Below are 12266 nucleotides of genomic sequence, written 5' to 3'. Positions count from 1 at the left end.
CCATCGAGAGCATGCACATGCAGTTGCGCAAGATCGTCAAGAATCGTGGCCACTTCCCGAGCGACGAAGCCGCCAGCAAACTGCTGTATCTGGCCTTGCGCAACATTGAAAAGGATTGGAAGATGCCGCCTATCACCTGGCGGCAAGCTGTCAATCAGTTCGCCATNCTGTTCGGTGAGCGATTCACCGCCGCCATCAGCTGAGATTTTTAACCGGCCTCAGCACACGAAATTTCTGACACCTCCGACTGCGGCAACTGCGGCAACTGCGCCAGCCGAGCCAGCAGGCCAGCCGCGCCAGCTGCGCAGCCGGGCCAACTGGCCAATCGGCCAACCGAGCCAACCGAGCCAACCGAGCCAACCGAGCCAACCGAGCCAACCGAGCCAACCCGCCAAGCGAACCAAGCGAACCAAGCGAACCAAGCGAACCAAGCGAACCAAGCGAGTCAACCGACTCAGAGGAGCCAAGTCTCCTACTCGGAGCCGCGACGCAGCCCGCGGCCCAAGCCCCGACCAAGCCCCGACCAAGCCCCGACCAAGCCCGACTCACGCCCCGGTCCAAGCCTGGGCCCCCCGCCCACCCCTACCCCCGCAACTCCGCCGCTGCACGAAAAAACGCTTGCGCCCGTGGCTCGTTCCCGAATGCTGCGTGGATCCGGATCCACGGGCTCGGCTCCATCCCCGGCCGGAAGTAGCTGCCCGGCGCAACAGTCACGCCCAATGGCGCACCACATTCCACCAGCCGCTCGGCGTTGTCCACATGCGGCACGCGAGCCCATAGGAATTTACCGCCGACCGGCTTCTCGAACACCTCCCAGCCGGCATCTTCGAGCGTCTGAATCGTCGAGCCCAGCGCATCGCGCATGCGACGGCGCAGTCGTTCGAGATATTTGCGGTATGCGCCGCGTTCGAGCAACGACGCCGTCACTGTTTCCGCGAAAAGCGACCCGCCGATGCTCGTCAGCATCTTGATATCGACGAGATCCTTGATGATCGCGTGGCTCGCGACCACACAGCCAATCCGCAGCGACGACGACAGCGTCTTCGACAGCCCGCCGATATAAATCACGTGTTCCAACTGATCGAGGGTGGCGAGGCGGTCAGTCACATCGGTCTGAAAGTCGGCGTAAATATCGTCTTCGACAATCGTAAAACCGTGCTCGCGCGCGAGTTGCAGCAGCCGGAACGCCACCGGCGGCGCAACGGTGGTTCCGGTCGGATTGTGGAACACGGTGTTGATGAAGAAGAGTTTCGGCCTATGCAGCTTCAGTTGTGCTTGCATGACGTCGACGTCCGGCCCGCTGCGCGTGCGCGGAATGCCGACCAGCCGGACGCCGTGCAATTTCAGCAGGCCATACAGGTTGTAGTAGCCGGGATCCTCGACGAAGATCGTATCGCCCGCCTTCAGCATGTAACGCATCAGCAGATCGAACGCCTGGCTTGCGCCGTTGGTAATCACAATTTGCGAAGTGTCCGCGCGGATGCCCAGTTGCGCGATTCGTGCCTGCAAATGCTCGCGCAAGCTCAGGTTGCCGAGTGGCGTCGCGTAGTCGACCATGCTCGCAGGATCGGTGCGCAATACGTGCCGTATCGCCTGAGCAATGCTTTCAGTGTCGCGCCATGCTTCCGGGATGAAGCCGCTGCCGAGTTTCAGCGTTTCGCCCGGATGATTGAACTGCTGGAGCAGGTGGTCGGACTCGTCCTCGGCTCGACGCGGGTCCGACGTGCCGTCGCACTGCGCGCCGCCCGGCGGCCGGTCGGCCACATAGAAGCCCGAGCCGTGGCGCGAGTCGACGTAACCAAGCGATACCAACCGGTCATACGCCTCGATCACCGGAAAGCGGCTCACGCCATAGTCGGCTGCGAACTGGCGAATCGACGGTAATTTCGAGCCGGGATGCGCGGCGCGCGAGCGGATCCATGCAGTGACACCGGTGACGATCTGCTCGGTCAGCGGTACGCCATTGTCTCTATCAAGCTGTATATCAAGTCGCATACGGTTTCCTTCCCCGACGAATTGCGTGGGCTAATGGAGCCGCCTCGCGCCAACTGTTCGGTTTTTCGACTGCACAGTTCTGACAAAAGTGTTCGGAACTGTGCATGGGTATCCGATCATCGCACGTCAATAATCGAGACAACAGAAAAGCCCTTTGAAGGAGAACGGCAATGCGTGAAGTGCGGATTTTCGAACTGGAACACGATGAGCCGGCTGCGGCTTGGCGCGTCGCGCGCCCGTCCACTTTCAAGGTGATCTCGGGTGAAATCTGGCTGACCATCGAAGGCGACAGCGAGGACTATTGGCTCGCTACCGGTGAATCGATCGAGTTGCCGCGCCGGGCAGTGGCGTGGATCAGTGCAGGGCGGACCGGTGCGCGCTTCGCGCTCGCAAGCGGTTCGGAACGCGGAACCACGAGACCGACGCGCGGCATGCCGGCGCCGAACTGGCTGCCGCGCTGGCTTGGCGCCGCCTGACGGAGATCATCGGCGCGAGGGCTGCGAGAGTTGCGGAACCGTTGGCGGTAGGGGACGCAGGAACGAGGTTGACGAGAGTCGCCAGGCGAAACACGAGCGTTGGGGTTCGCGCTCACAACACCCCCAACGCAACCCGCTCACCGCACCGCACGCGTCCCAACCCACCCTCACATCATCCGAAAGAGCCGGCGCCTACCGCGCCTCAAGCTCCCCAACATAACGGGCCCGCGGCCGGATCAACCCGCCGTCGCGTGCCTGTTCCATTGCGTGCGCAATCCAACCGACCACTCGCCCCACCGCAAACAGCGTGAACGCGGCGTTCGCGGGCAAGCCGAGGACACGCTCGATCGCGGCAAGCGCGAAATCGACGGTCGGCTCCGCGCCAGTCGTATCGCGGACTGCCCGCGCTAGCGCCAGCACCTGAGCGAGCGGCGAGCGCGCCGGCGCGCAGTCTTGCAGCAACTCCAGCAGGAGCCGCGCTCGCGGGTCGCCTACCGGATAAAGCGGATGCCCGAAGCCGGACAGCACCGCCCCTTGCACGCCGTGCTCGTGGCGCGACAAACGGGTAGCCAGGTAGCGGTCGAGATCGGCGGCGCGCGACGCTTCGTCCAATAGCGCGGCGATGCGCACGGTTTCGCCGCCGTGACGCGGGCCCGCAAGCGCGGCGAGACCTCCCGCGACGGCGCCGAAAAGATGAGTGCCGGTCGACGTGATGCAGCGAACCGTAAACGTCGACGCGTTCAGCTCATGGTCCGCGCACGCCACGAGCGCGGCCCGCAGCAGCCCGGCCTGTTGTCGGCTGCGCACCTGCCAGGCCGATGCCAGTTGCCGATGCAGCGGCGCATTCGACGGCGCCGCCGAGATCATCGCGGCCGCGAGCAGTCGCATCACGGCGCAGGCGCTGTCCAGCTGTGCATCGCGACCGAGCGCCCAAACCCGCGGCATCTGCGAAGCGGCCGCCGGCAGCAGTACGAGCGCGCGATCGAGCGGTGTGCTGTCGCCCCACAGCTTCAGCCATGCCGCCCATTGCGCAGCGGCGATCAGAACGGCGGGCGCGTTCACAATGCGCGCCGCGCTGCATTCCCATAGCAACGCGGCGATATCTTCCAGCGATTCGGTGCGCGCGAGCGCCATCGCATCGTGCCCGCGGTACAGCAGACGCCCGTTCGCGACGAGCGTGATCGACGATTCGAGCACCGGCACGCCCCAGTCCAGCACTTTCTGCGCGACTTTGCCGGCGCGTTTGCCGTCTTCCTTGCGCCGCGCGAGCCGCCGTACTTCGCGCACGTCATAGCGGCGATGCTTGCCTTGCGCGTGCGGCGTCGAACTCAGCAAGCCGCGGCTCACATACGCATAGAGCGTGGCGAGACTGATGCCGAGTTCGGCGGCAGCTTCACTGGCGGTCAACCAGTCGGACGGAGGCATCGGAATACGCGGCAAAGTGGATGACAACCAAAGAAATCAATATATATTGATTATCATAATCAAGGTTGATTAACGCAAGCTGCAATCCTAGACTCAGGCGCATCCTCGCCACTCAAATGTGAGATGCCATGACACCTGAACTCGCGCTCGATCACATCTGGACCCTTGCCAACTGCGAGCCAGCCGCGCTCCGTTCGGTCCATTTCACCGGCTCTGAGCCGGGACTGTCATCGGTGTTCCGCGTCGGGGCGCTGGCATGCGCGACCATTGCTGCGACGGGGTTGGCGGCGGCTGAGTATCATCGGTTGCGTACTGGGCGCGGGCAGCGGGTGACGGTGGAGATGCGGCGCGCGCTCGCTTCGTTTCGCAGTGAACGTTACTTGCGCATCGACGACGGGCCGCCGCCCGCGCTGCGCGATCCGGTGATGGGTTTCTACGAGACAGGAGACGGCCGCTGGATTCAACTGCATACGAATTTCGCGCATCACCTTCACGGCGTGTTGAAGGTGCTCGGCTGCGAAAACGATCGCGCCGCGGTTGCGGCGGCGATTCGCGGCTGGGACGGCGCCACGCTCGATCAGACGCTCGCCGACGCAGGCCTATGCGCGGCGCTGATCCGCACGCCCGACGAGTGGGCGGCGCTCGATCAGGCGAAAGCAATCGCGGGTTTGCCGCTCTTCGAAATAGAGCGAATCGGCGATGCGCCGCCTGAAACGGCCAAGCCAACCAGGCGGCCCGACCCGCGGTCGCGGTCCGATAACGTCACCAACCGGCCGCTGTCCGGAGTGCGAGTGCTGGACCTGTCGCGCATCATCGCGGGACCGGTGGCCGGGCGAGCGCTCGCGCAGCACGGAGCGCAGGTGCTGATGATCAACGGGCCGCATCTGCCGAACATTGCGCCGCTCGTCATCGATAATGGGCGCGGCAAACGCTCGGCCGTGGTCGATCTGCGCGACGCGGCGGGACGTGAGACTCTGCGCGGATTGACACGCGATGCTGACGTTTTTCTCCAGGCGTATCGTCCCGGAGCGCTTGCGGCGCGCGGATTCAGTGCCGAAGATGTGGCGCGCTTGCGGCCCGGCATCGTCTATGTGTCGGTGTGCGCGTATGGATACGAAGGGCCGTGGGCCTCGCGGCGTGGTTTCGATAGTCTCGTGCAGTCCGCGAGCGGCATCGCGGTTGACGAGCAGCACGCGGCCGGATCGCCCGAGCCGAAACATCTGCCGTGTCAGGCACTCGATCACGCGACCGGTTATCTTGCCGCTTTCGGCGCAATGGCCGCGTTGGCGCGACGCGCAACCGAAGGCGGAAGCTGGCACGTAAAGGTCTCGCTCGCGCAGACAGGCCAGTGGCTGCAATCGTTCGGCAAGATTACCGAGGGATGGCGAGCGCCTGACATCACGCTCGAAGACGTGCGCGACTGCCTCGATACGACCCAGTCCGAATTCGGCCGCGTGCAGGCCGTGCAGCCGGCCGAACAGCTGGAGGAAACGCCGGCGTTTTTTGCGCTGCCGCCGTCGCCCATCGGCGCGCATGAGGCAAAATGGCTATGACGGTACGATGCGGCCGCATCAGAACCGCCGCATCAAAACATCACACGAGACGACCGCCTACTTCCGCAATTCCGCGACGAAATCGTAGTAGTCGTTGCGGCAGTATGTGTCGGTCAATTCGATAGCGCGCTGATCCGCCGTATAGCCCACGCGCGTGATCAACAGCAATGCCTCGTTCGGCGCGATGCTCATTTGCTGCGCGATCTCCTCGCTGGCATTCACCGCGCGAAAATGTTGCAGCGCGCGGACGATCGTCAATCCGCGGTTCTCAAGATACGTGTACAGCGAATCGCCAATGGCCTGCGGATCGGGAATCACCGCTGCGGGAAAGGTGGAATTTTCGACCGCCATCACGATGCCGTCGGCGAGACGCAAGCGCCGCAGACGCGTCACGGCCGCAGCCGGCGAAAGCCCGAGCTGGATCACTTCGTCGCGATTGGCCGGCAGAATTTCGCGCGACAGCCACTTGGAACTTGGCGTAAAGCCTCGCCGCCGCAGCATTTCGCTGAAACTCGACAGGCGCGACAGCGGATCTTCATAGCGTGGCGTGATGAAACTGCCGGCGCCTTGCGTGCGTCGAATCAATCCCTGCTCGACGAGCAGTGCGATCGCTTTGCGCGAAGTAATTCGCGAGACGCCGAGCGCCTCCGAGAGCACGCGCTCCGAAGGCAGCGCCTCGCCGGCATTCCAGCGGTTCTCGTGAATGGCCGTGCCAAGCTTGCGGGCAAGTTGCAGATAAAGCGGCGTGTCGTTTTCCGGGTCCGGGCGCAGATCGCGCCAGCGGTCTTCCGAGGCAGAGGTCATGGGGCTTACGCTAGAAGGGCGAGGAGCAATTCTAAGACATCGGCGCGCCGCGTTATAGCGGGCTTTTGCCTGGTGACCGGTCGAGCGGCGTTGCAGCCGCTAAACTCGTCGATACATCTGTGCAGCATCGCCATGCGTTTGCTCGACAGCAGCGCATGGCCACAAATTCAGCCACAGTCCACAGTCAGTCACTTCAGGGAGTCAGCATGACGAGCGATATCGCAAGCGTGAGCCTGCCCGACGGCGAGCGCATCCCCAAACTCGGGCAAGGCACGTGGGAAATGGGTGAACAGCCGGCGCGCCGCGCGGCCGAGATCGACGCACTGCGATGCGGCGTCGAACTCGGCATGACGCTGATCGATACGGCGGAAATGTACGGCGACGGCGCGACCGAGTCGCTGCTGGGCGAAGCGCTCGCGGGGTTGCGCGAGCAGGTGTTCCTCGTCAGCAAGGTGTATCCGCATAACGCCAGCCGGCGCGGCGTGATCGCGGCGTGCGAGCAAAGCCTCAAACGCCTGAAGACGGATCGGCTCGACCTGTATCTGCTGCATTGGCGCGGCTCTGTGCCGCTCGAGGAAACGGTTGCCGGTTTCGAAGCGCTGCGCGATGCCGGCAAGATTCGCCACTGGGGCGTGAGCAACTTCGATACCGACGACATGGAGGAGCTCGTGGCGACGCCCGGCGGCTCGGCCTGCGCGACCAACCAGATTCTCTACAACGTCGTGCGGCGCGGGCCGGAGTTCGATCTACTGCCGTGGCTCGCCGAACGGAATATGCCCGCGATGGCCTACAGTCCCGTCGATCACGCGCGTCTGCCGAAACGCTCGCCGCTCGATGACATCGCCGGCGCGCGCGGCGTCTCGGTGTTTCAGGTTGCACTCGCGTGGGTGCTGCTCAAGCCGGGCGTATTCGCGATTCCGAAAGCGGGCCGCGTCGAGCACGTGCGCGACAACCATCGTGCATTGCAGTTGCTGCTCGACGTTGAAGAAGTCGCCGCCATCGACGCTTACTTCAAGCCGCCACGCGGCAAGCGCCCGCTCGAAATGCTGTGAGCCGGGCTGTCCTGTTCGCGGACGTGTTGCGCGACATTGCCCGGTGAGCCGGTGAGCCGGTGAGCCGGTCAGCCGCGCAGTGAGCATCGCACACGCGCCGCGTATCGCGATTGCCCGAATGACATGCGGAGCCGCTTGCCGCATGTTTGGCGGCGCGGCTCAGGCGCTGCGCATCGTCAATTGCAACTGTGATGCATGTGCACGGAGCCCAGCACCGCGACTTCGGCGGGCGTGTGCTTGAGGGACTCGTCGTTGACCTGGCCCGCGTCCGCGACGAATTCATCGACGATCGACGAGACCGGCGTGTCGCGCAAACACAGTGACACGCGCTGCGTTTCGTTGGCCGGCAAGGACGTGCGCTGGCCGAGGAACAGCACACCATACTGGTAACCGTGGATGATGCCGCGGATCGCACCGACGCATTGGCCATGCGCGACGTTGTCGTTCTTCTGCTTACAGGTTTGCGCGAGCGAATACGCGGAGAAGCTGGGATCGACGGGCGGCGCGGCTTGCGACAACGTGGGCGAGAGCGGCTGCGCAGTCGGTGCCAGGTTCTGCGCGCCGGTTTGCGCATGGGCAAGCGAGGCGAAGCTCAGCGCCGCGGCGAGGCCGACGACCGCGCGCGCCGCGGAGCAGGGGACGTTTCGTTGCATGTTGTGGTGCCCTCATATCGAACGTTGAATCTGATATGAGGCAATCGCCGCGCTTTGGTTCCGGAGCGTGCACGCGGTGATGGCTTGTGGCGATTGTGGCTCGTGCCCGCGCGAAAGCGGCATCTTGACAGCAGACGAACAACGCACTGCAAATGTGCGAGCGCTGAAAACCGCGCAGCCGCCAGCCCGCTCACATCGTTGGGAATAGCGCTTCCTATGAGGTGCGCCCGGCACCGCTGGCCGAACCCGTCGGCTTGTCAGGAGCAACATCGCTCGCTTCATTGCGCGACGCGGTTTGCAGCGCGCGCAGTTCGTCGGCGGGAATATGGCAGCGGATCAGATGCATGGCGCGCTTGGCCTCGCGGGTCGCATCGGCTGCGTTGGTTGCATCGGCCGCGTTGGCTGCATTGGCAAATGGCGGGTCCTGCTCTTCGCAGATCGCGCCGAGCTTACGCGGACAACGCGTATGAAACACGCAGCCGGACGGCGGCGACGCGGCGCTCGGCAGATCGCCCGACAGGCGAATGCGAGGCCCGCTCGCGCGGCCATTGAGTGTTGGCACCGAGGACAACAGCGCTTCCGTATAGGGATGTTGCGGTCCATCGAATACTGCCGCAGCCGGTCCGATTTCCAGCAGTCGGCCGAGATAGAGCACGGCGATGCGATCGGACAAATAACGCACCACATGCAGATCGTGCGAGATGAATACGTAGCTGACGCCACGCTCGCGCTGCAGATCGGCGAGCAGATTGAGAATCGCCGCCTGCACGGACACGTCGAGCGCGGAAGTCGGTTCGTCGCATACCACCACCCGCGGCTCGCCGGCGAACGCGCGGGCGATTGCAACGCGTTGCTTGAGTCCGCCGGAGAGTTGCCGGGTGCGCGAGCCCAGGTAGCGTTCTGGCAAACGCACGGCGGCCGTCAACGTGGCGAGCCGCTCGTCGATGGCGGCGCCACGCAGCGCGGCAAGACGCGACAGCGCGCGGCCGATCAGCCGCTTCACCGAATGCGCGCGATTGAGCGCCGAATCCGGGTTCTGGAATACGATCTGCAACGACTTGACCTGCTCGTCGTTGCGCCGCGTGACGCGTGCGGCGAGCGGCGCGCCGTCCAGTTCGAGTACGCTGCCGGCGTCGGGCGTGAGGAGTCCGAGCATCAGCTTTGCAAGCGTCGTCTTGCCGCTGCCCGATTCGCCGACGAGGCCAAGGGTCTCGCCGGCCGCGAGATCGAGCGAAACATGGTCGACGGCGCGCAGCGCTGCGCCGGACACATGGAAAGTCTTCGATAAATTTTCGGCGCGCAGGACGAGCTCTCCCCGCTTTACACCCGCATCCACGCCGTCATGTTCGGGCAATGCTTGCGCGACCGCACGCGGCAACTCGATGGCCCGCTCGTGATAATGACAGCGCGACATCTGATCACCATGCGCCGCGCTCACGCGATACGGCGGCGGCGCTTCACGGCGGCACCGGTCGTCGGCGAGACGGCAGCGCTGTGCATAGATGCAGCCTTGCGTCACGGAGCCCGGCGAGGGCAGCCCGCCCGCAATCGTATCGAGCCGCTCGGTATCCTTGCTACGGCCGGCGGTGGGTAGACAGCGCAACAGCCCGACCGTGTACGGATGACGCGGCCGCGTAAAGACGTCTTGCGTCGCGCCTTCCTCGACGAGCTTGCCTGCGTAAAGCACGCCGACGCGCTCGCACATTCTTCCGATCACCGCGAGATTGTGGCTGATGAACAGCACGGCCGTGCCGAGTTCCGCGCGCAATTGCGCGACGAGGTCGAGCACTTCCGATTCGACGGTGGCATCGAGCCCGGTGGTCGGCTCATCGAGAATCAGCAGCGCCGGGTTCGACGCGAGCGCCATCGCGATTACGACGCGCTGCTGCATGCCGCCCGACAATTGATGAGGATAGCTGTTCATCACGCGTTCGGGCGATGCAATGCGCACGCGTTGCAGCATCTCGAGCGAGCGTTGCAATGCTTCGTCCCGCGCGACGCCTGCGGCTTCGAACGCTTCGGACACTTGCCGCGCGATGGTCAACGACGGATTCAGCGCGCGCCCCGGATCCTGATAGACCATTGAAATGGTGTTTGCACGCATCATGCGCAAAGCGTCGGCGTCGAGCTTGTTGACATCGGCGCCGGCGATCAGGATCTTGCCCGCCTTCACCTTGCCGTTGCGCGGCAGATAGCGCAGCGCCGCCATCGCGACGGTCGACTTGCCGCAGCCCGATTCGCCGACGAGCCCGTACGCTTCGCCGCGTCGGACACGGAACGACACGTCTTGCAGCACTTCGCGATCGCGTCCGCGCATGCGGTATGTCACCGTCAAGCCGACCACGGTCAGCGCATCCGTGCGGTCGCTTTTCGATACGTCGAAGGCAGGGAACGAGGAGGGCGGCGGTCCGTTCATCGGTCGAGCACGCCTTGTACGCCGTCGGCGATCAGATTCACGCCTACGACCAGCGTCGCGATTGCGCCGGCCGCGAACACGACGGTCCACCATGCGCCGCCCGCCATCAGCGTGTACGACTCGGAGAGCGCGAGGCCCCAGTCGGCTGAAGGCGGTTGAATGCCGAAGCCAAGAAACGACAGCGTGGCCACCGCGAAGATCGCGTAACCGAGCCGCACAGTCGCCTCGACGATGATCGGCGGCAGTACGTTCGGCAGAATTTCCGCGAACATGATGTACGGCGCGCGTTCGCCCCGCAGCTGCGCGGCGGCAACGTAGTCGAGATGCCGCTCGGCGAACACGGCGGCGCGCACCGTGCGCGCGGTGATCGGCGCAAACGTGATGCCGATCACGAGTATCACAGTGAAATTCGATGCGCCTACGGCAGCCAGCGCGAGCAGCGCGACGATCACGAGCGGCAGCGCGAGTATGGCGTCGATCCCGCGGCCCACCACGTTATCGACCCAACCGTCGAAGTAACCGACGATCAAGCCCAACGCCGTGCCCGCGACCGTGCCGAGCAGCGTGGCGAGCGGCGCGATGGTGAGAATATCGCGCGCGCCGACAATCACACGCGAGAACACATCGCGGCCGAGTTGGTCGGTGCCGAACCAGTGCGCGCGGTCGGGCGGCATCAGCGAATTGAGTGGGTCGGATGCATACGGATCGACGGGCACGAACCATTGCCCGGCAATCGCGCACACAATCCACCACACGACGATGAGCACGCCCACCACGAACGTGGGCGAGCGCAGCAGCACACGCAACTGGTCGAAACGCGGCTCGCTCGCGGCGCGCGGCGCGGCCGGTGGAACGATCGTGCTCATTCGGCGCTCCTCACGCGTAAGCGCGGATTAAGCAGCACGTGCAACGCATCCGCGACCAGATTGGCGACGGTGTAGACCACGCCGATGGTCAGCACGCCGGCTTCGAGCATAGGAAAGTCCTTGGCCTTGGCGGCGTTGTAGATCAGCGAGCCGATGCCCGGATAGCGGAACAGCGTCTCGACCACCACGAGACCGCCGATCATATAACCGAGTTGCGTCGCGGCCACGGTGATGGTCGGCAGCAGCGCGTTGCGCAACACGTGCCGCCAGATCACGATATGACGCGGCAAGCCCTTGAGGATCGCGGTGCGCGTGTAGTCGGCGTCCAGCGCTTCGACGGTGCCGGCGCGCGCCATCCGCGCGATGTAACCGAAGAACACGAGCACGAGCGGCAGCACCGGCAAAATCAGATGACGCAATTGTTCGAGCGCGCCGGCGTCGGGTGGATACGAAGCTTCGATAGGCAGCCAGCGCAGCCACACGCCGAACACCAGAATCAGCACGATCGACGACACGAATTCCGGCACCACAGTCGCCGACAAACCGGCAATGCTGATCGTGCGATCGAGCCAGCGTCCCGCATGCATCGCGGACCACACGCCGCCCGCGATGCCGAGCGGCACCACCACGATGAACGCGAGCAGGCCGAGCTTCGCGGAATGCGCGAGCGCGTCGGCGATAAACGGTCCCACCGGCTCGCGATACGCGTACGAAAGGCCCATGTCACCGCGCACGAAATGCGAAATCCACTCGACGTATTGCGTCATGAGCGGACGGTCGGCGCCGAGTTGATGATTGAGCGCGGCGACCGCGCGCGCATCGGCGAGCGGCCCCAGCACCGCGCGACCGATATCGCCGGGCAACAGTTGTCCGCCCGCGAACACGATCACGGACAACAGCCACAGCGTGATCAGCGACAGCCCGACGCGCGTCGCAAGAAAACGCACGACGCGGCCGGCGTTGCGGTTCGGGGCCGGCGCCGGGGCGGAACGATTCACCGTGGTCGACATCGTGAACGCTTGTCGA

General features: G+C 64.7%; 11 protein-coding genes. 4 read left to right on the top strand and 7 right to left on the bottom strand.

The genetic code is table 11. The annotated features are described in order from the left end of the window. The coding region (locus F759_RS38100; protein WP_161633325.1) for a transposase at positions 1–203 on the top strand (203 nt) is incomplete at its 5' end. Positions 204–582: 379 nt separating this feature from the next. Here the strand turns inward: F759_RS38100 and F759_RS0120765 are convergent. Further along, positions 583–1995 (bottom strand): aminotransferase-like domain-containing protein, encoded by a 1413-nt coding sequence (locus F759_RS0120765; protein WP_027801569.1) that lies wholly within the window; start codon positions 1993–1995, stop codon positions 583–585. Positions 1996–2165: 170 nt separating this feature from the next. Here F759_RS0120765 and F759_RS0120760 point away from each other — a divergent pair, with 170 nt between their 5' ends. After that, complete coding sequence (locus tag F759_RS0120760; RefSeq protein WP_027801568.1) at positions 2166–2471, top strand: DUF2917 domain-containing protein; 306 nt, start codon at positions 2166–2168, stop codon at positions 2469–2471. A 192-nt stretch (positions 2472–2663) separates the two neighbouring features. Here the strand turns inward: F759_RS0120760 and F759_RS0120755 are convergent, their stop codons facing one another. Next, entirely contained in the window at positions 2664–3896 is a 1233-nt protein-coding gene (locus tag F759_RS0120755; protein WP_027801567.1) for a citrate synthase family protein, read from the bottom strand. Between the two features lie 128 nt (positions 3897–4024). Between F759_RS0120755 and F759_RS0120750 the strand changes: the two genes are divergently transcribed. Further along, on the top strand, positions 4025–5449 hold the full coding sequence (locus tag F759_RS0120750; RefSeq protein WP_027801566.1) for a CoA transferase: 1425 nt from the start codon (positions 4025–4027) through the stop codon (positions 5447–5449). Between the two features lie 57 nt (positions 5450–5506). Here the strand turns inward: F759_RS0120750 and F759_RS0120745 are convergent, their stop codons facing one another. After that, on the bottom strand, positions 5507–6253 hold the full coding sequence (locus tag F759_RS0120745) for a GntR family transcriptional regulator (protein WP_027801565.1): 747 nt from the start codon (positions 6251–6253) through the stop codon (positions 5507–5509). 206 nt (positions 6254–6459) lie between these two features. On the opposite strand from F759_RS0120745, the gene F759_RS0120735 reads away from it, so the two are divergent. Next, positions 6460–7305: an aldo/keto reductase gene (locus tag F759_RS0120735; protein WP_027801564.1), complete on the top strand. Its 846-nt coding sequence runs from the start codon at positions 6460–6462 to the stop codon at positions 7303–7305. A gap of 176 nt (positions 7306–7481) precedes the next feature. On the opposite strand, the gene F759_RS0120730 is transcribed toward F759_RS0120735, so the two are convergent. The 4 genes from F759_RS0120730 to F759_RS0120715 all read right to left on the bottom strand — a co-directional run bounded on the left by F759_RS0120730 (position 7482) and on the right by F759_RS0120715 (position 12250). Further along, positions 7482–7958, bottom strand: coding sequence for a hypothetical protein (locus tag F759_RS0120730; RefSeq protein ID WP_027801563.1), 477 nt, complete (start codon positions 7956–7958; stop codon positions 7482–7484). A 214-nt stretch (positions 7959–8172) separates the two neighbouring features. After that, positions 8173–10374, bottom strand: coding sequence for an ABC transporter ATP-binding protein (locus F759_RS0120725; protein ID WP_027801562.1), 2202 nt, complete (start codon positions 10372–10374; stop codon positions 8173–8175). Continuing rightward, positions 10371–11240, bottom strand: coding sequence for an ABC transporter permease (locus tag F759_RS0120720; RefSeq protein WP_027801561.1), 870 nt, complete (start codon positions 11238–11240; stop codon positions 10371–10373). Before F759_RS0120720 ends, F759_RS0120725 begins: the two co-directional genes overlap by 4 nt. Then, a complete protein-coding gene (locus F759_RS0120715) occupies positions 11237–12250 on the bottom strand; it encodes an ABC transporter permease (RefSeq protein WP_027801560.1) in 1014 nt (337 codons plus the stop codon). Before F759_RS0120715 ends, F759_RS0120720 begins: the two co-directional genes overlap by 4 nt. Positions 12251–12266 lie beyond the last annotated feature (16 nt).

Source organism: Paraburkholderia dilworthii (genome assembly GCF_000472525.1).
GTDB classification, from domain to species: domain Bacteria; phylum Pseudomonadota; class Gammaproteobacteria; order Burkholderiales; family Burkholderiaceae; genus Paraburkholderia; species Paraburkholderia dilworthii.
Note: the sequence above shows the minus strand (reverse complement) of the source record. Positions and strands in the feature narration are given on the sequence as shown.

Bases quoted from the DNA above. Each gene is read 5' to 3' on its own strand.
- F759_RS0120755 (WP_027801567.1), bottom strand. From the start codon at position 3,896: ATGCCTCCGTCCGACTGGTTGACCGCCAGTGAAGCTGCCGCCGAACTC.
- F759_RS0120735 (WP_027801564.1), top strand. From the start codon at position 6,460: ATGACGAGCGATATCGCAAGCGTGAGCCTGCCCGACGGCGAGCGCATC.
- F759_RS0120715 (WP_027801560.1), bottom strand. From the start codon at position 12,250: ATGTCGACCACGGTGAATCGTTCCGCCCCGGCGCCGGCCCCGAACCGC.
- F759_RS0120725 (WP_027801562.1), bottom strand. From the start codon at position 10,374: ATGAACGGACCGCCGCCCTCCTCGTTCCCTGCCTTCGACGTATCGAAA.
- F759_RS0120745 (WP_027801565.1), bottom strand. From the start codon at position 6,253: ATGACCTCTGCCTCGGAAGACCGCTGGCGCGATCTGCGCCCGGACCCG.
- F759_RS0120765 (WP_027801569.1), bottom strand. From the start codon at position 1,995: ATGCGACTTGATATACAGCTTGATAGAGACAATGGCGTACCGCTGACC.
- F759_RS0120750 (WP_027801566.1), top strand. From the start codon at position 4,025: ATGACACCTGAACTCGCGCTCGATCACATCTGGACCCTTGCCAACTGC.
- F759_RS0120760 (WP_027801568.1), top strand. From the start codon at position 2,166: ATGCGTGAAGTGCGGATTTTCGAACTGGAACACGATGAGCCGGCTGCG.
- F759_RS0120720 (WP_027801561.1), bottom strand. From the start codon at position 11,240: ATGAGCACGATCGTTCCACCGGCCGCGCCGCGCGCCGCGAGCGAGCCG.
- F759_RS0120730 (WP_027801563.1), bottom strand. From the start codon at position 7,958: ATGCAACGAAACGTCCCCTGCTCCGCGGCGCGCGCGGTCGTCGGCCTC.